This is a genomic window from Geobacillus sp. FSL K6-0789 (genome assembly GCF_038593135.1).
Taxonomy (GTDB): Bacteria; Bacillota; Bacilli; order Bacillales; family Anoxybacillaceae; genus Geobacillus; species Geobacillus stearothermophilus.
Genome location: NZ_CP151966.1, coordinates 140,810 through 156,890 on the forward strand (window position 1 = coordinate 140,810; position 16,081 = coordinate 156,890).

The 16,081-nt window shown below is 52.6% G+C and carries 20 protein-coding genes and 1 rRNA gene; 19 read left to right on the forward strand and 2 right to left on the reverse strand.

What is annotated here, in order from left to right:
* The first annotated feature begins 22 nt into the window (after nt 1–22).
* The 17 genes from NSQ51_RS00765 (at nt 23) to NSQ51_RS00845 (ending at nt 11,427) form a co-directional block, all read left to right on the forward strand.
* Nucleotides 23–676, forward strand: a complete 654-nt coding sequence (locus tag NSQ51_RS00765; RefSeq protein ID WP_049624206.1) for an adenylate kinase — start codon at nt 23–25, stop codon at nt 674–676.
* Nucleotides 673–1,413, forward strand: coding sequence for a type I methionyl aminopeptidase (map, locus tag NSQ51_RS00770; RefSeq protein ID WP_033008687.1), 741 nt, complete (start codon nt 673–675; stop codon nt 1,411–1,413). Before NSQ51_RS00765 ends, map begins: the two co-directional genes overlap by 4 nt.
* Before the next feature lie 209 nt (nt 1,414–1,622).
* On the forward strand, nt 1,623–1,841 hold the full coding sequence (infA, locus tag NSQ51_RS00775; RefSeq protein ID WP_011229642.1) for a translation initiation factor IF-1: 219 nt from the start codon (nt 1,623–1,625) through the stop codon (nt 1,839–1,841).
* Between the two features lie 35 nt (nt 1,842–1,876).
* Nucleotides 1,877–1,990, forward strand: a complete 114-nt coding sequence (gene rpmJ / locus NSQ51_RS00780; RefSeq protein WP_003247619.1) for a 50S ribosomal protein L36 — start codon at nt 1,877–1,879, stop codon at nt 1,988–1,990.
* Between the two features lie 21 nt (nt 1,991–2,011).
* Entirely contained in the window at nt 2,012–2,377 is a 366-nt protein-coding gene (rpsM, locus tag NSQ51_RS00785; protein ID WP_008881920.1) for a 30S ribosomal protein S13, read from the forward strand.
* Between the two features lie 25 nt (nt 2,378–2,402).
* The gene (gene rpsK, locus NSQ51_RS00790; protein ID WP_011229644.1) at nt 2,403–2,792 is read left to right on the forward strand and encodes a 30S ribosomal protein S11; all 390 of its coding nucleotides are present in this window, start codon (nt 2,403–2,405) and stop codon (nt 2,790–2,792) included.
* Between the two features lie 150 nt (nt 2,793–2,942).
* Entirely contained in the window at nt 2,943–3,887 is a 945-nt protein-coding gene (locus NSQ51_RS00795) for a DNA-directed RNA polymerase subunit alpha (protein ID WP_033008688.1), read from the forward strand.
* 115 nt (nt 3,888–4,002) lie between these two features.
* Nucleotides 4,003–4,365 (forward strand): 50S ribosomal protein L17, encoded by a 363-nt coding sequence (gene rplQ / locus NSQ51_RS00800; protein WP_033017237.1) that lies wholly within the window; start codon nt 4,003–4,005, stop codon nt 4,363–4,365.
* 120 nt (nt 4,366–4,485) lie between these two features.
* Entirely contained in the window at nt 4,486–5,325 is an 840-nt protein-coding gene (locus NSQ51_RS00805) for an energy-coupling factor ABC transporter ATP-binding protein (protein WP_033017236.1), read from the forward strand.
* Complete coding sequence (locus tag NSQ51_RS00810) at nt 5,301–6,173, forward strand: energy-coupling factor ABC transporter ATP-binding protein (RefSeq protein ID WP_033008692.1); 873 nt, start codon at nt 5,301–5,303, stop codon at nt 6,171–6,173. Before NSQ51_RS00805 ends, NSQ51_RS00810 begins: the two co-directional genes overlap by 25 nt.
* Nucleotides 6,166–6,963, forward strand: coding sequence for an energy-coupling factor transporter transmembrane protein EcfT (locus tag NSQ51_RS00815; protein WP_033017235.1), 798 nt, complete (start codon nt 6,166–6,168; stop codon nt 6,961–6,963). The genes NSQ51_RS00810 and NSQ51_RS00815 overlap by 8 nt, the downstream gene beginning before the upstream one ends.
* Nucleotides 6,964–6,975: 12 nt before the next feature.
* A complete protein-coding gene (gene truA, locus NSQ51_RS00820) occupies nt 6,976–7,740 on the forward strand; it encodes a tRNA pseudouridine(38-40) synthase TruA (protein ID WP_033008695.1) in 765 nt (254 codons plus the stop codon).
* A gap of 227 nt (nt 7,741–7,967) precedes the next feature.
* Complete coding sequence (rplM, locus tag NSQ51_RS00825; RefSeq protein ID WP_033017233.1) at nt 7,968–8,405, forward strand: 50S ribosomal protein L13; 438 nt, start codon at nt 7,968–7,970, stop codon at nt 8,403–8,405.
* Nucleotides 8,406–8,427: 22 nt separating this feature from the next.
* Entirely contained in the window at nt 8,428–8,820 is a 393-nt protein-coding gene (rpsI, locus tag NSQ51_RS00830; RefSeq protein ID WP_033008697.1) for a 30S ribosomal protein S9, read from the forward strand.
* A 116-nt stretch (nt 8,821–8,936) separates the two neighbouring features.
* The gene (locus tag NSQ51_RS00835; protein ID WP_033008700.1) at nt 8,937–9,377 is read left to right on the forward strand and encodes a YbaK family protein; all 441 of its coding nucleotides are present in this window, start codon (nt 8,937–8,939) and stop codon (nt 9,375–9,377) included.
* Between the two features lie 66 nt (nt 9,378–9,443).
* Nucleotides 9,444–10,160, forward strand: coding sequence for an N-acetylmuramoyl-L-alanine amidase CwlD (gene cwlD / locus NSQ51_RS00840; protein WP_033017232.1), 717 nt, complete (start codon nt 9,444–9,446; stop codon nt 10,158–10,160).
* Between the two features lie 250 nt (nt 10,161–10,410).
* Nucleotides 10,411–11,427, forward strand: coding sequence for an Mrp/NBP35 family ATP-binding protein (locus tag NSQ51_RS00845; RefSeq protein WP_033017231.1), 1,017 nt, complete (start codon nt 10,411–10,413; stop codon nt 11,425–11,427).
* A 123-nt stretch (nt 11,428–11,550) separates the two neighbouring features.
* Here the strand turns inward: NSQ51_RS00845 and gerD are convergent, their stop codons facing one another.
* Nucleotides 11,551–12,138: a spore germination lipoprotein GerD gene (gene gerD / locus NSQ51_RS00850; protein ID WP_033017230.1), complete on the reverse strand. Its 588-nt coding sequence runs from the start codon at nt 12,136–12,138 to the stop codon at nt 11,551–11,553.
* Nucleotides 12,139–12,287: 149 nt separating this feature from the next.
* On the opposite strand from gerD, the gene NSQ51_RS00855 reads away from it, so the two are divergent.
* Nucleotides 12,288–12,893, forward strand: coding sequence for a KinB-signaling pathway activation protein (locus NSQ51_RS00855; RefSeq protein WP_033017271.1), 606 nt, complete (start codon nt 12,288–12,290; stop codon nt 12,891–12,893).
* A 138-nt stretch (nt 12,894–13,031) separates the two neighbouring features.
* Here the strand turns inward: NSQ51_RS00855 and pdaB are convergent, their stop codons facing one another.
* On the reverse strand, nt 13,032–13,787 hold the full coding sequence (gene pdaB / locus NSQ51_RS00860) for a polysaccharide deacetylase family sporulation protein PdaB (RefSeq protein WP_033008709.1): 756 nt from the start codon (nt 13,785–13,787) through the stop codon (nt 13,032–13,034).
* A gap of 502 nt (nt 13,788–14,289) precedes the next feature.
* On the opposite strand from pdaB, the gene NSQ51_RS00865 reads away from it, so the two are divergent.
* Nucleotides 14,290–15,848: ribosomal RNA gene (locus NSQ51_RS00865) — 16S ribosomal RNA — on the forward strand.
* The last annotated feature ends 233 nt before the right edge of the window (nt 15,849–16,081 follow it).

The window sequence follows — 16,081 nt, forward strand, 5'->3', positions numbered from 1 at the left end:
CTTGCCGATAGGGGGAGTTAGGATGAATTTAGTGCTGATGGGGCTGCCGGGTGCCGGCAAAGGCACGCAGGCCGAGAAAATCGTAGCGGCTTACGGTATTCCGCACATTTCAACGGGCGATATGTTTCGGGCGGCGATGAAGGAAGGAACGCCGCTAGGGCTTCAAGCGAAGCAATATATGGACCGCGGCGACCTTGTTCCGGATGAAGTGACGATCGGCATTGTCCGTGAACGGCTGAGCAAAGACGATTGCCAAAACGGTTTTTTGCTCGATGGATTCCCGCGCACGGTCGCTCAAGCGGAGGCGCTGGAAACGATGTTGGCCGACATTGGCCGCAAACTTGACTATGTCATCCATATCGATGTCCGCCAAGACGTTTTAATGGAGCGCTTGACCGGCAGACGGATTTGCCGCAACTGCGGAGCGACGTACCATCTTGTTTTTCATCCGCCGGCGAAACCGGGTGTTTGCGATAAGTGCGGGGGGGAATTGTACCAGCGCGCCGATGATAACGAAGCGACAGTGGCGAACCGGCTCGAAGTGAATATGAAACAAATGAAGCCGCTCGTTGACTTTTACGAACAAAAAGGCTATTTGCGCAACATTAACGGCGAACAGGACATGGAAAAGGTGTTTGCCGATATTCGTGAATTGCTCGGGGGACTTGCTCGATGATCATTTGCAAAACCGCGCACGAAATCACCCTCATGCGCGAGGCTGGAAAAATTGTTTCCGCTACGTTGGAAGAGTTGAAAAACCATATTCGCCCCGGGGTCACGACAAAGGAACTGGATGCCATCGCGGAGGAAGTGATTCGTTCCCATGGCGCCGTTCCATCGTTTAAAGGATACCAAGGGTTCCCGGGAAGCATTTGCGCTTCAGTCAATGAGGAGCTTGTGCACGGCATTCCCGGCGACCGTGTGTTATGCGAGGGCGACATTATTACGATCGATGTGGGCGCCCAGTATGAAGGGTATCACGCCGACTCCGCCTGGACGTATCCCGTTGGGGAGATCGATGCGGAGACGAAGCGGCTGCTCGACGTAACAGAACAATCGTTGTATGTCGGACTCGCCGAGGCGAAGCCAGGCGCTCGTTTGACGAACATTTCTCATGCGATTCAAACGTATGTTGAAGCGCACCATTTTTCCGTCGTTCGCGAGTATGTGGGGCATGGAATTGGTCAACACTTACATGAAGACCCGCAAGTCCCACATTATGGGCCGCCGAATAAAGGGCCGATTTTGCGTCCGGGGATGACGCTATGCATCGAACCGATGGTCAATGCGGGCAGCCGCCATGTCAAAACGTTGGCTGATGACTGGACCGTCGTGACGGCGGACGGAAAACGGTGTGCCCATTTCGAACATACGATTGTGATTACGGAAAATGGCTATGAAATTTTAACGTGAACGGATCGAGGCAGAGCCGCCTCAAGGCGCTCGGGCAGATCGGCGAACCGTTTTCAACGTTTGCAGTTGTCTAAAGCTGTTTTGTCGATTCCGCGATCAAGGCGGCCGCTTACCGACCTTCCCGTTCACCGTGGACAATTGCGCCGCCTTATGTCCGTCCGGTTTTGCGTAACACAATGTTACTCATTCGAAGGAGGGGGAGCCGCTCGATGGCAAAAGACGATGTCATTGAAGTAGAAGGCACCGTCATTGAAACATTGCCAAATGCGATGTTTCGTGTAGAATTAGAAAATGGGCATACGGTATTGGCCCATGTGTCCGGCAAAATCCGCATGCACTTCATCCGCATTTTGCCCGGCGACCGAGTGACGGTGGAATTGTCGCCCTATGATTTGACGCGTGGACGAATCACGTATCGGTATAAATAAAAGATTGCACTCCGTTTAATAAGGAGGTAAACAACATGAAAGTGAGACCATCTGTCAAACCGATTTGCGAAAAATGCAAAGTTATTCGCAGACGCGGAAAAGTCATGGTCATTTGTGAAAACCCAAAACACAAACAACGTCAAGGGTAATTTCCAAGGAGGTGTACTACGATGGCACGTATTGCAGGTGTTGACATTCCGCGCGACAAGCGCGTAGTCATTTCGTTGACATACATTTACGGGATCGGCAAACCAACGGCGCAAAAAATCTTAAAAGAAGCAGGAGTATCGGAAGACACGCGCGTCCGTGACTTAACGGAAGAAGAGCTTGGCCGCATTCGCGAAATCGTTGGCCGCTTAAAAGTGGAAGGGGATTTGCGCCGCGAAGTATCGTTAAACATTAAACGGCTGATGGAAATCGGTTGCTATCGCGGACTCCGCCATCGCCGCGGATTGCCGGTTCGCGGCCAAAACACGAAAAACAATGCCCGCACGCGCAAAGGTCCGCGCCGTACGGTAGCGAATAAGAAAAAATAATCACGCAAAGGAGGTCATTTGACGAATGGCACGCAGAACAAACACTCGCAAACGCCGGGTGAGAAAAAATATTGACACTGGCATCGCTCATATCCGTTCGACTTTCAACAACACGATCGTGACGATTACGGACGTTCATGGCAACGCCATCGCCTGGGCGAGCGCCGGTTCGCTCGGATTCAAAGGCTCGCGTAAATCGACGCCGTTTGCGGCGCAAATGGCAGCCGAAGCGGCAGCGAAAGCGTCGATGGAACACGGCATGAAAACGGTCGAAGTGAACGTCAAAGGTCCGGGGGCTGGCCGTGAGGCAGCGATCCGGGCGTTGCAGGCAGCCGGATTGGAAATTACGGCGATCAAAGACGTCACTCCAATCCCGCACAATGGATGCCGTCCGCCAAAACGTCGCCGCGTGTAACGCCCCTGTATAGAATTTGAACCATTGTCAATAATGGGATATGATAAAGACCATGGCAGGCAAGCGTAAAGAGAGATTCATGGGGGAATGTTGTTAGGCGTGTACCGTTTGGTCGGGGTCTCGACGTTTTGAAGGAGGGTATAATAATCGATGATTGAAATTGAAAAGCCGAAAATTGAAACGGTCGAACTGAGCGAAGATGCCAAATACGGCAAATTCGTCGTCGAACCGCTTGAGCGTGGATATGGTACAACTTTAGGGAACTCCTTACGTCGTATCCTATTGTCTTCACTCCCTGGTGCGGCTGTGACATCGGTGCAAATCGACGGTGTACTGCACGAGTTTTCAACGATTGACGGCGTCGTCGAGGATGTGACAGCCATCATCTTGAATATCAAAAAATTGGCGTTGAAGATTTATTCAGATGAAGAGAAAACGTTGGAAATTGATGTGCAGGGTGAAGGAGTTGTCACGGCTGCCGATATTACTCACGACAGCGATGTAGAAATTTTAAACCCGGACCTTCATATTGCTACGCTGGCGGAAGGCGGTCGCCTGCGCATGCGCATGACCGCCAGACGGGGACGTGGGTATGTCCCGGCCGAGGCGAACAAGCGCGAGGACCAGCCCATCGGCGTGATTCCGATCGACTCCATCTATACGCCGGTCTCCCGTGTTTCCTATCAGGTCGAAAATACACGGGTCGGCCAAGTGACCGACTATGACAAATTGACGATCGACGTTTGGACCGATGGGAGCATCGGGCCGAAAGAAGCCATTTCCCTTGGGGCGAAAATTTTAACCGAGCACTTGAACATTTTTGTCGGCTTGACGGATGAAGCGCAAAATGCTGAAATCATGGTAGAGAAAGAGGACGATCAAAAAGAAAAAGTGCTGGAAATGACGATCGAGGAGCTCGATCTGTCTGTCCGTTCCTACAACTGCTTGAAGCGTGCCGGCATTAACACCGTTCAGGAGCTGACGCAAAAAACGGAAGAGGATATGATGAAAGTGCGCAACCTCGGCCGCAAATCGCTCGAAGAAGTGAAAGCGAAGTTAGCGGAACTGGGGCTTAGCCTCCGTAAAGACGATTAAGCGCCAGCCCCGCCCGGTGGGGCGGACATGCGCGTTGGCCATAGATTTGGCGTTAAGCGCCGATCGACTACGACAGCAATGAGGAACACATCATTTTAAAAGGGAGGGACATTTGATGTCGTACAGAAAACTAGGACGCACGACTTCTCAACGGAAAGCATTGCTTCGCGATTTAGCGACAGATTTAATCATCAATGAACGCATCGAAACGACGGAAGCGCGAGCAAAAGAATTGCGCGCGGTTATCGAAAAAATGATCACGCTCGGTAAACGCGGCGATTTGCATGCCCGTCGTCAAGCAGCGGCATTTATCCGCAAGGAAGTCGCCAACAGTGAAACCGGCCAAGATGCACTGCAAAAGCTGTTCAGTGACATTGCGCCGCGCTACCAAGACCGCCAAGGCGGCTATACGCGCATTATGAAACTTGGTCCTCGCCGCGGAGACGGGGCGCCGATGGTCATTATTGAGCTCGTGTAACGGTTTCATTTCAACAAGGGCGAGACAGTTTCGTTTGAACTGGATCTATGCCCTTTTTTTTTTTTTACCATCATTTAGCAAGGCACGGCTGGAAACGTGCCAAGGCGAGGAGAAACAATCATGGCCGAACCGATCCTTTCGATCGAAGGAGTGTATTTCCGTTATCCGAACCAATCGGAGTATGCAGTGCAAAACGTGAGCTTCCAGGCCGGACGCGGGGAGTGGCTGGCGATTGTCGGCCATAACGGATCCGGCAAGTCGACCATTGCCCGGCTGTTAATCGGTTTGCTTCGGCCGGAGCGGGGCGTCATTCGCCTGTTTGGGCGCCCTCTCGATGAAACGACTGTCTGGGAGGTGCGCCGGCGCGTCGGCATGGTGTTTCAAAATCCAGATAACCAATTTGTCGGGACAACTGTCGAGGATGATATCGCCTTTGCCCTTGAAAATAATGGTGTTCCGCGCGATGAAATGATTGAGCGCATCCGTGAAGCCATCCGCCTGGTGCATATGGAGGCGTTCCTCGAACACGAGCCGCACCGGCTTTCCGGCGGGCAAAAGCAGCGTGTCGCTATCGCCGGCATTTTGGCGCTTCACCCTGATATGATCATTTTGGATGAAGCGACATCGATGCTCGACCCGCGGGGAAGGGAAGAGGTGCTCGAGACGGTTCGCCGCTTGAACCGGCAACAGCGCATTACAGTATTGTCGATCACGCACGATTTGGAGGAAGCGGCGAAAGCCGACCGCATCATCGTGATGAACAAAGGTGAGGTCATGGCGGAAGGAACGCCGGAGCAAATCTTTCGGCTTGGGGGCAAGCTCGAGCGCATCGGCCTTGATTTGCCGTTTGCCGTGAAAATGGGCAGCCGTTTGCGGGAACAAGGCATTCCGCTTCGTTCCGCACACTTGACGACGGAGGAGTTGGTCGAAGAGCTATGGACATTGTATTCGAAAAAGTAGAACATGTATACAATGCCCGTTCGCCGCTCGCCCGCCGGGCGCTGTATAATGTGAATGTGTCGATTCCCAGCGGGGCATACGTCGCCATCGTTGGCCACACCGGTTCGGGCAAATCGACGCTCCTTCAACACTTAAACGGCTTGCTGCAACCGACAAGCGGCACGATAAAAATCGGCGATGAGATCATCACCGGCGACAAGCGGCCGAAGCAGCTCAAACCGCTGCGCAAAAAGGTTGGGATTGTGTTCCAATTTCCGGAACACCAGTTGTTTGAGGAAACGGTCGAGAAGGATATTTGTTTTGGCCCGCTTAATTTCGGCGTTTCCGAAGAAGAGGCGAAACGGAAAGCGCGAGAGCTTATCAAACTAGTCGGGCTCAGCGAGGATGTGTTGGCCAAATCGCCGTTCGATTTAAGCGGCGGGCAAATGCGGCGCGTCGCCATTGCCGGCGTGCTGGCGCTTGAACCGGAAGTGCTGGTGCTTGATGAACCGACCGCTGGGCTGGACCCACGCGGGCGGAAAGAGATTATGGAGATGTTTTACCGTCTTCATTGCGAAAAACGGTTAACAACGGTGCTCGTGACTCATAGTATGGAAGATGCCGCCCGTTATGCCGACCAAATCATCGTCATGCATGAAGGGACGGTGTGGGGGCAGGGAGCGCCGGAAGAGGTGTTCCGCGATGCCGATCGGCTTGCCGCCATTGGCCTTAGCGTACCGGAGACGGTCAAGTTGAAGCGGGAGCTGGAAGCGCGGTTTGGGGTCGCCATTCCCTCTCCGTGTTTGACGATCGAACAGACGGTGGAGGCCATCCAGCAACTGTTTTCTAGGGTGAGCATTCATGACTAATCATTTCATTATCGGCCAATACGTGCCCGGCCATTCGCTCATTCACCGCTTAGATCCGCGGGCGAAGCTGCTGATCGTATTCGCCTATGTTTTCATCGTTTTTTTGGCGAATAATGCAGTGACGTATGCGGTGCTGTCGTTGTTTACGTTTGCTTTTGCAGCCCTGTCGCGCATCCCGTTTTCTTTCATTTTGCGCGGCTTAAAGCCGATTTTATGGGTCGTGTTGTTTACGTTGTTATTGCATGTATTGATGACGAAAGAAGGGGATGTCCTCTACCGGATTGGCGCGCTGTCCGTTTACGAAGGCGGCATTCGGCAAGGAATTTTTATTTCCATGCGATTTTTGCTCCTTGTGCTCATAACGACGATGCTGACGCTGACGACAACGCCGATTGAAGTGACCGATGGCGTCGAAAGCTTGCTTAGTCCATTGAAAAAATGGCGCGTGCCGGTTCATGAGCTCGCCTTAATGATGGCGATTTCGCTCCGCTTCATTCCAACTTTAATGGAAGAAACAGAAAAAATTATGAAAGCGCAAGCCGCCCGCGGCGTCGACTTTTCCGGCGGCCGGTTCTCTGAGCGGATGAAGGCGATCGTCTCGCTTCTTGTGCCGCTGTTTATCAGTTCGTTCAAGCGGGCGGATGAGCTGGCGACGGCGATGGAAGCGCGCGGCTACCGCGGCGGCGAAGGGCGGACGAAACTCCGCCAGCTTGCTTGGAAGCCGGCAGACACCGTGTTGTTAGCCGCTACGGCCCTGCTGGCGCTGTTGCTCTTTTTATTACGCTCATAGCGGAGGAAGGCCATGACGAGACGGATCAAATGCGTGGTAGCGTATGACGGCACCCATTTTTCCGGTTATCAAATTCAGCCGGGAAAACGGACGGTGCAAGGCGAGATTGAGGAAGTGCTCAAACGGATGCATAAAGGGAAAGCCGTGCGTGTAACGGCTTCCGGGAGGACGGATGCCGGGGTTCACGCCTATGGGCAAGTCATCCACTTCGATACGGCGCTTGTGCTTTCTCCTGAACAGTGGAAAAGAGCGTTAAACGCCCAGCTTCCGGACGATATCGCCGTTCGTTCGGCAGAGGAGGCAGACAGCACCTTTCATGCCCGCTTTTCGGCCAAGGCAAAAGAGTACCGCTACAAAGTGTGGACTGCCGCCGACCGCGACGTCTTTCGCCGCCATTACTGCGCGTGGCATCCATACCCGCTGCATATCGGCGCCATGGATGAAGCGCTTCGCCAACTGATCGGGACGCATGACTTTACGAGCTTCTGCTCCGCCAAAACGGAAATGGAGGATCGCATACGCACCATTTACCAGGCAGAGGTGGAAACCGACGGTTCGATGATGGAATTCCGGTTCATCGGCAGCGGCTTTTTGTACAACATGGTGCGCATCATCGTCGGCACAGTGCTTGAAATTGGCCAAGGGAGGCGGTCCCCGGCAGACATTGCAGCATTGCTTGCAGCCAAAGACCGGAGACTCGCTGGCCCGACGGCGCCGGCTGAAGGATTGTATTTATGGCGGGTGTACTATGATGATGAGTTTTTCGCCGTCAGTTGACCGGTGGTGAACACCGTGTTCGAAAGTCGTCTCACGCTTTTAGATGACAAAAAACCGGGGCGCCATAAGTGAAGACAACGAGTCCCCGTGTAACATCTTCTTGACATTGGCGTTCCGGCAAGCTATTATATCATATGGCATGTATTTTCCACGATTAGCCCCGGACAGCAATCGTGTTGAAATAAACAACTTTACTTGTTCATTTTTCTTTTTAGGAGGGAACTACATTGCGTACGACTTATATGGCGAAACCGAATGAAGTAGAGCGTAAATGGTACGTTGTCGACGCAGCCGGCAAAACGTTGGGTCGTCTGGCCAGCGAAGTCGCAGCGCTGTTGCGCGGCAAACATAAACCGACATTCACTCCGCACGTTGACTGCGGGGATCATGTGATCGTCATCAATGCTGACAAAGTGGAACTGACAGGGAAAAAGTTAACGAAAAAATTGTACTATCGCCACAGCTTATATCCAGGCGGTTTGAAAGTGAGAACGGCGCTCGAAATGCGCACGAATTATCCGGAAAAAATGATTGAACGGGCGGTGCGCGGCATGCTTCCAAAAGGCAGCCTTGGCCGTCAAATGTTCAAAAAACTGCATGTTTACCGCGGAAGCGAACACCCGCATCAAGCGCAAAAACCGGAAGTATACGAACTTCGCGGATAATTGACAAGGGAGGGTATTTATTTTGGCACAAGTACAATATTACGGTACAGGTCGTCGCAAAAGCTCGGTTGCTCGCGTCCGCCTCGTCCCGGGCGATGGACGCATCATCGTCAACAAACAAGACATTCGTGAATATATTCCGACAGAAGCGCTTATCGAAATGGTAAAGCAACCGCTTGTACTGACAGAAACGCTCGGCAGCTACGACGTGTTGGTGAACGTTCACGGCGGCGGATTTGCCGGCCAAGCGGGCGCCATTCGCCACGGCATCGCCCGCGCGTTGCTTCAAGTCGATCCGGAATTCCGCACCGTATTGAAGCGCGCTGGCTTGCTGACGCGCGATGCCCGCGTCAAAGAGCGGAAAAAATACGGGCTCAAAGGCGCCCGCCGCGCTCCGCAGTTCTCGAAACGTTAACCGTGTTGTCCAACCCAGCCAGTTTGGCTGGGTTTTTTGCTTATTTCTGCCTTTGGCCCGCGCGCATGTTTGCGTTCGATCGTTAAACACTACATCGTAAAGGAGCGTGAAACACGATGACAGTCATCACTTCATTCGCGGAAAAAAGGCAGGAAAAGCAGCTCCGCTATGAGCGGAAAATGCTGCGGGAGTTGTCGCTGGAGAAATTGCGGGCCAAAGTGTTGGAACATTTTGCCCCTTTCTATCAAATGTACCGGATTTTCCCATCTACTGTTGAGGAAGGCTGCATTGACCTGGCCATTGAAGCGTATTTGCTCGGCGCCCATTACAGCCGGTTCGGCTATTATGGGGAGTCTGTGGACAGCGTGCGCCGACGTTGCGCGCAAGAGGAGAAATATTTAATTGACACACTTTTTGATTTTCTCTGCTTTTGGGGCAACATCGACGACGATCTGCTCGGCCAGTCGCTCTATTACGCCTGCGAGCAATATATCGTCGGCTGGTGGACCGAAGGGTTTGAACGGGGAAAAAAACGGCGCCGCCTAAAACTTCACTGAATAAGTTCTATTCCCGCCCCTTGTCCCATATAAGATAGAGAAGGGAAACGCGCGGGAGGAGAAACGATGAAAGAAAAATGGAAGTGGCTTGTCGCCTTTACCGCGGCTGCCATTGCGGGAATTTTGTTATTTCCGTCTTTATTTTCTGATCTGACCTCAACAAAACCGTGGAATCTCCCATTGTCCGGGCGAATTATCGTCCTAGACCCCGGCCATGGCGGGCCGGATGGCGGGGCGGTCGGCGGCGAGGTGCTGGAAAAAGAAATCGCGCTCAACGTCGCGAAAAAATTGCGGGACTACTTGCAGCAACAAGGAGCGCTCGTTCTGATGACGCGGGAGACAGACCGCGATTTGGCCAGCCCGTCCACGCGCGGCTACAGCCGGCGGAAAACGGAAGATTTGCACGAACGAACATCATTCATTAACCATTCCGATGCGGATTTGTTTATCAGCATTCACCTCAATGCCATTCCATCCCCGCACTGGCGGGGGGCACAGACGTTTTATTACGGCTCGCTCATCGAAAACGAGCGGCTCGCCAAATTCATCCAAGCCGAGTTGCGGCGCAACTTGGAAAACACCCACCGGGTAGCGAAAATGATTGATACCGTTTATTTGCTAAAGCATGCCAAAAAGCCCGGAGCGCTCGTTGAAGTTGGATTTTTATCGAATCCGGACGAGCGGGAGCTGCTCGCCTCTGACCATTACCAGACGAAACTCGCCGCCTCGATTTACAAAGGAGTGCTGCGTTACTTTTCGAACGAACCTACCCCTCGTGAATAGCGAGGTTTTTTATCGTCCCGAAGCGGGAAAGGCCCTGCTTCCAAGCGGGGAAGAACGGCCAAGGCGAGAGAACCGTTCTCCCCCGTCCAAAAGCGCGCCATCGCCATTCATACATCTGAAAAGAACACTCAATGTAACGAATGTCGAAAAGCCGGGACAGGCAGGGGGCCGAAATGGAAGCCATCTGGCGGTTTATGGTATAGTAAATATATAAGGGAACTATTGATTTGAAAAAGGGTTGGTGAATACGATGCTGACGGAAAACGAAGTGCGAGCCGTTCTTGAAAATATGAAAGACCCGTTTTTAAACAAGACCTTTAAGGAAACAAACGCCATTCAAGAAGTTAAAATTAAGGAAGAGAAAAACCATGTCAGCGTAAAGATCGCGCTTGCCAAAACCGGCACGCCTGACCAACTGCGCGTGCAAACGGCGATCGTCCAGCAGCTGAAAGAGGCTGGCGCTGCATCCGTCGGCTTGCGGTTTGCCGAACTGCCGCGCGAAGTGGTTGAGAAATACAGCGACAATCCACAAAAAACGACGTATATCGCCATCGCCAGCGGCAAGGGCGGCGTCGGAAAATCAACGGTTTCCGTCAACTTAGCGGTCGCGCTCGCCCGGCTTGGCAAAAAAGTCGGGTTGATCGACGCCGATATTTATGGGTTTAGCGTTCCAGACATGATGGGAATTACTCAGCGTCCGACAGTGCGGGGCGATAAAATCATCCCCGTCGAGCGGTTTGGGGTGAAAGTCATTTCGATGGCCTTTTTCGTCGAGGGCAATGCTCCGGTCATTTGGCGCGGCCCGATGCTTGGAAAAATGCTGAACAACTTCTTCAAAGAAGTTGAGTGGGGTGACTTGGATTACTTGCTGCTCGACTTGCCTCCAGGCACCGGCGATGTCGCGTTAGACGTGCACACGCTTTTGCCGTCATGCAAAGAAATTATCGTCACCACTCCGCACCCGACCGCCGCGTTTGTCGCTGCCCGCGCTGGGGCAATGGCGCTGCGCACCGAACATGAAATTATCGGCGTGATCGAAAATATGTCGTACTACGAGAGCCGGAAAACAGGAGAGCGGGAGTATGTCTTCGGCAAGGGTGGCGGAGAAAAGCTGGCCAAAGAGCTGCAAACCGAGCTGTTAGGGCAGCTGCCGCTTCAGCAGCCGGATTGGAACGACGACGACTTCGCTCCGTCCGTTTACGCAGAAGATCATCCGATCGGGAAAATTTATATGGATATCGCCCGCAAAATCGTTGCAAAATATTAATCGGTTTCACAAAAAGCGTCCGATGGCGAGAAACCGCCGATTAGAGCGTTGGCGGTTTTCAGCGCACGGACGCTTTTTGCTTGATTAATCTCCTCCGCCTTGTTGGTTGCCGGTGCTTTCTTCTCACTCTCCCCCTTCCCCTTCGCCTTCTTCTTGTTTTTCTCCGCCTTGCTGAACCTTTTCAGCTGCTTTCATCAACATATCTTGAATTTTCGCCTGATACAGCGGGCTGTTCAACGTTTCCGTGATCACCTTTTGCAAATGCTGGCGGAACTCTTTGCTTTTTAAGACATCGACCATGGCTTTTTCCATTTCTGGATCTTTTAAAATATCGATCATCAGCGCCTGGTAATCGGGATCTTTCATGAGCGCCTTCATCATTTTTTCATGTTCTGCTTGCAGCCCTTTGGCAAAACTTTCAGCGAATTTCGGGTCTTTTAACGCACTTTCCCAGAACTTTTTTCCTTGATCGGATGTCAGCATTTGTTGCAGCGTTTCTTTTACAGCTTTTTGATCTATGACTAGTTGCTGCTTCATCTGATCTTCCGACATAATATCTTGAATCGCCTTTTTCCCCTCGTCGGTTTTTAAAATGTCAACAACCATCTTTTTCGTTTCGTCATAATCCGGGGGAGGGGGGCTGGTTTCTTGAGGGGCACAGGAACCAAGAACGAGAAAACTGAGCAAGAGGAGCGGTAGGCATTTGTTCATGAAAGTGAGCTCCTTTCTGCAAAAATCCCTCACCCTTAATATGAATGTTGGCGAAAAAAATATACATGGGGAAGATCGGAGCTGGCTTTTTCACAAGGGCGCTGGTAAAATGGTAAGCGGGTTATGCTGAAACGATGGAGGATGAAGCTGTGAACAGCCGCAAATGGGTGCGTTTATTTTTGACCACGCTGCTGATCGGCGGAATCGCGACAGCAGCCGTCGGGATAGTTTTGAATTGGAAAGAGTTTGGACATCTCCTTGTACGTTTCGAGGTCATTGAATTTCTTGCCGTATTGCTTTGGCATGTCGGCGTCGGCTTTATTTTCAGCGTCATCAGCCAGGCGGGCTTTTTTGCCTATTTGACCGTCCATCGGTTCGGACTTGGCATGTTCCGTTCCCTCTGGAACGCTGTCCAGCTTGTTTTGATCATATTCGTGCTGTTCGATCTAGTCTATTTCCGCTACATGGTGTTTGCGGATAAAGGCGATTCGATCATCCCGTATGTATTGACCGCCTTGTTTATTTTGGCGGTTGGCTTAGCCGTTGCCTACATAAAAAGCGCGCAGACGAACAAAGGGGCATTCGTCCCGGCGCTGTTCTTTATGGTCGTGGTAACGGTGATTGAATGGTTTCCCGTTTTGCGCATCAATGACCGAGACTGGTTATATTTGATGCTGATTCCGTTATTAGTATGCAATGCATATCAACTTCTTATACTGCATAAATTGACAGGCGGCGCAGGATCGTCCGCGTAAAGCGCCGCCTGTTCTTTTTTGTCGGGCCGCTCATTCTAAAAGGAAACATGATCAGGATATCATCCAACTGCAACGGCCATGCTAAAGTCTTGAGGGAAGGCTGGCGGCTTTTAGGCGAAAACCCGCCTCCCGCCCTTTTTAGTCGATCCCTTTGCTTTCTGCTTCACCGTTGGCCAGCAGCTCAGAGAGGCTGGCGTTTTTATAGCCGTTTTCTTTCATGGCTGCAATAATTTTCGGCAGCGCCTTTGCCGTTTGTTTGGCCGAGTCGGACGCGTGAAGGAGCACAATATCGCCCGGCTCCAAATCGCTTGTAACGTTGGCGACAATTTGCTCTGTGCCGGGATTCAGCCAGTCCTTCGAGTCAACGCTCCAATGCACAACCGTATAGCCGAGAGACTCCGCAAGTTTTAGCACCTTTTTGTTAAAATTCCCTCCCGGGGGGCGCAGCAACTCGACGTTTTTCACACCTAACATGTCGAACACTTTCTCCGCCATCATTAAATCTTGGCGGATTTTAGCGTTCTCGAGTTCTGCATAATTGACAAAATTATACCCCATGCTGCCGATTTCATGCCCTTCCTCTTTGATCCGCTTTACGACGGACGGATGGCGTTCAGCCCATGAGGCTGATAAAAAAAAGGTTGCGTTTTTAATCCCGTGTTGCTTCAATACGTCCAAAATTTTTTCCGCGTTCTCATCCCCCCAGCTAATGTCAAACGTCAATGCCACCTCATCGCGGTCATTGTCCACCTTGTACACGGCCTTAGGCCCAGAGGAAAGCGAAAACACGGGTCGGTTCATTTCATAAGCGTATAGGATGACCGCAGTGAAAAAAGCAGAACAAATAATAATGAGAGCTTTTTTCAATGTCCGCCCATTTAGTGCGTAAAACATGGCTTCCATCCCTCCCTAAACAGTTGTCCTATGTACATCTTATGCGGCGGTCTATGGCAGTTATGAAACATAATTGCCACTCCTTGGCGCCAGAGGAGGTAAAAGCGGGGGTGGGGATAAACATGGATTGGGATCCGCAAACTTCCTAAAAATATTATCTTGCATTTTTGGAGGTAAAGTGGTATATTTTTAAACGTCGCTGTTCGGAAAAGCAGCTTGGCAACAGCGAAGCAAAAAAGTGGTTGACATCAAAAAAGTGTTATGATAATATAAAAGAGCTGTTTACAAAGGGAAATTTACAGCGTTCCTTGAAAACTGAACGAAACGAAGCGCGACGAAAAGCGGAGGTCCGCGGGTCGCCGCGATGGTCAAATGTTCTTCGCCTGCAAGGGTGCTTGCACCCGGAAGGCGAAGGTTATTTGACCCCGAGCGGCGGCGGACCGAAGCTGGACAATACGAAAAGCGGAGGTCCGCATGGGCCGAAGCAAAAGCCAATCAACTTTCTTTGGAGAGTTTGATCCTGGCTCAGGACGAACGCTGGCGGCGTGCCTAATACATGCAAGTCGAGCGGACCGGATTGGGGCTTGCCTTGATTCGGTCAGCGGCGGACGGGTGAGTAACACGTGGGCAACCTGCCCGCAAGACCGGGATAACTCCGGGAAACCGGAGCTAATACCGGATAACACCGAAGACCGCATGGTCTTCGGTTGAAAGGCGGCCTTTGGGCTGTCACTTGCGGATGGGCCCGCGGCGCATTAGCTAGTTGGTGAGGTAACGGCTCACCAAGGCGACGATGCGTAGCCGGCCTGAGAGGGTGACCGGCCACACTGGGACTGAGACACGGCCCAGACTCCTACGGGAGGCAGCAGTAGGGAATCTTCCGCAATGGGCGAAAGCCTGACGGAGCGACGCCGCGTGAGCGAAGAAGGCCTTCGGGTCGTAAAGCTCTGTTGTGAGGGACGAAGGAGCGCCGTTCGAAGAGGGCGGCGCGGTGACGGTACCTCACGAGAAAGCCCCGGCTAACTACGTGCCAGCAGCCGCGGTAATACGTAGGGGGCGAGCGTTGTCCGGAATTATTGGGCGTAAAGCGCGCGCAGGCGGTCTCTTAAGTCTGATGTGAAAGCCCACGGCTCAACCGTGGAGGGTCATTGGAAACTGGGGGACTTGAGGGCAGGAGAGGAGAGCGGAATTCCACGTGTAGCGGTGAAATGCGTAGAGATGTGGAGGAACACCAGTGGCGAAGGCGGCTCTCTGGCCTGCACCTGACGCTGAGGCGCGAAAGCGTGGGGAGCAAACAGGATTAGATACCCTGGTAGTCCACGCCGTAAACGATGAGTGCTAAGTGTTAGAGGGGTCACACCCTTTAGTGCTGCAGCTAACGCGATAAGCACTCCGCCTGGGGAGTACGGCCGCAAGGCTGAAACTCAAAGGAATTGACGGGGGCCCGCACAAGCGGTGGAGCATGTGGTTTAATTCGAAGCAACGCGAAGAACCTTACCAGGTCTTGACATCCCCTGACAACCCAAGAGATTGGGCGTTCCCCCTTCGGGGGGACAGGGTGACAGGTGGTGCATGGTTGTCGTCAGCTCGTGTCGTGAGATGTTGGGTTAAGTCCCGCAACGAGCGCAACCCTCGCCTCTAGTTGCCAGCATTCGGTTGGGCACTCTAGAGGGACTGCCGGCGACAAGTCGGAGGAAGGTGGGGATGACGTCAAATCATCATGCCCCTTATGACCTGGGCTACACACGTGCTACAATGGGCGGTACAAAGGGCTGCGAACCCGCGAGGGGGAGCGAATCCCAAAAAGCCGCTCTCAGTTCGGATTGCAGGCTGCAACTCGCCTGCATGAAGCCGGAATCGCTAGTAATCGCGGATCAGCATGCCGCGGTGAATACGTTCCCGGGCCTTGTACACACCGCCCGTCACACCACGAGAGCTTGCAACACCCGAAGTCGGTGAGGTAACCCGCAAGGGAGCCAGCCGCCGAAGGTGGGGCAAGTGATTGGGGTGAAGTCGTAACAAGGTAGCCGTACCGGAAGGTGCGGCTGGATCACCTCCTTTCTAAGGACGAAAAGCGGAAGCGCCGCGTTCGGCTCTCGAAGCCAAATGTTCTTCACCCGGAGGGGTGCTGGCACCCCGAGGGGGAAGGTTATTTGGCAGAAGAGAGCCAGGCGCTGGAGCTAGACAAGACGAAAAGTGGAGGCCGCAATGGCCAACTGTCGATACACAGCGCTTTCGTTTCGTTCAGTTTTGAGGGAACGAGTCATGTTCTCTCAATGACAAAAATCGTTCCT

Bases quoted from the DNA above. Each gene is read 5' to 3' on its own strand.
- rplQ (WP_033017237.1), top strand. From the start codon at position 4,003: ATGTCGTACAGAAAACTAGGACGCACGACTTCTCAACGGAAAGCATTG.
- NSQ51_RS00835 (WP_033008700.1), top strand. From the start codon at position 8,937: ATGACAGTCATCACTTCATTCGCGGAAAAAAGGCAGGAAAAGCAGCTC.
- rpsM (WP_008881920.1), top strand. From the start codon at position 2,012: ATGGCACGTATTGCAGGTGTTGACATTCCGCGCGACAAGCGCGTAGTC.
- cwlD (WP_033017232.1), top strand. From the start codon at position 9,444: ATGAAAGAAAAATGGAAGTGGCTTGTCGCCTTTACCGCGGCTGCCATT.
- rpmJ (WP_003247619.1), top strand. From the start codon at position 1,877: ATGAAAGTGAGACCATCTGTCAAACCGATTTGCGAAAAATGCAAAGTT.
- NSQ51_RS00845 (WP_033017231.1), top strand. From the start codon at position 10,411: ATGCTGACGGAAAACGAAGTGCGAGCCGTTCTTGAAAATATGAAAGAC.
- NSQ51_RS00805 (WP_033017236.1), top strand. From the start codon at position 4,486: ATGGCCGAACCGATCCTTTCGATCGAAGGAGTGTATTTCCGTTATCCG.
- infA (WP_011229642.1), top strand. From the start codon at position 1,623: ATGGCAAAAGACGATGTCATTGAAGTAGAAGGCACCGTCATTGAAACA.
- NSQ51_RS00815 (WP_033017235.1), top strand. From the start codon at position 6,166: ATGACTAATCATTTCATTATCGGCCAATACGTGCCCGGCCATTCGCTC.
- gerD (WP_033017230.1), bottom strand. From the start codon at position 12,138: ATGAACAAATGCCTACCGCTCCTCTTGCTCAGTTTTCTCGTTCTTGGT.
- NSQ51_RS00810 (WP_033008692.1), top strand. From the start codon at position 5,301: ATGGACATTGTATTCGAAAAAGTAGAACATGTATACAATGCCCGTTCG.
- map (WP_033008687.1), top strand. From the start codon at position 673: ATGATCATTTGCAAAACCGCGCACGAAATCACCCTCATGCGCGAGGCT.
- truA (WP_033008695.1), top strand. From the start codon at position 6,976: ATGACGAGACGGATCAAATGCGTGGTAGCGTATGACGGCACCCATTTT.
- NSQ51_RS00765 (WP_049624206.1), top strand. From the start codon at position 23: ATGAATTTAGTGCTGATGGGGCTGCCGGGTGCCGGCAAAGGCACGCAG.
- NSQ51_RS00795 (WP_033008688.1), top strand. From the start codon at position 2,943: ATGATTGAAATTGAAAAGCCGAAAATTGAAACGGTCGAACTGAGCGAA.
- rpsK (WP_011229644.1), top strand. From the start codon at position 2,403: ATGGCACGCAGAACAAACACTCGCAAACGCCGGGTGAGAAAAAATATT.
- pdaB (WP_033008709.1), bottom strand. From the start codon at position 13,787: ATGTTTTACGCACTAAATGGGCGGACATTGAAAAAAGCTCTCATTATT.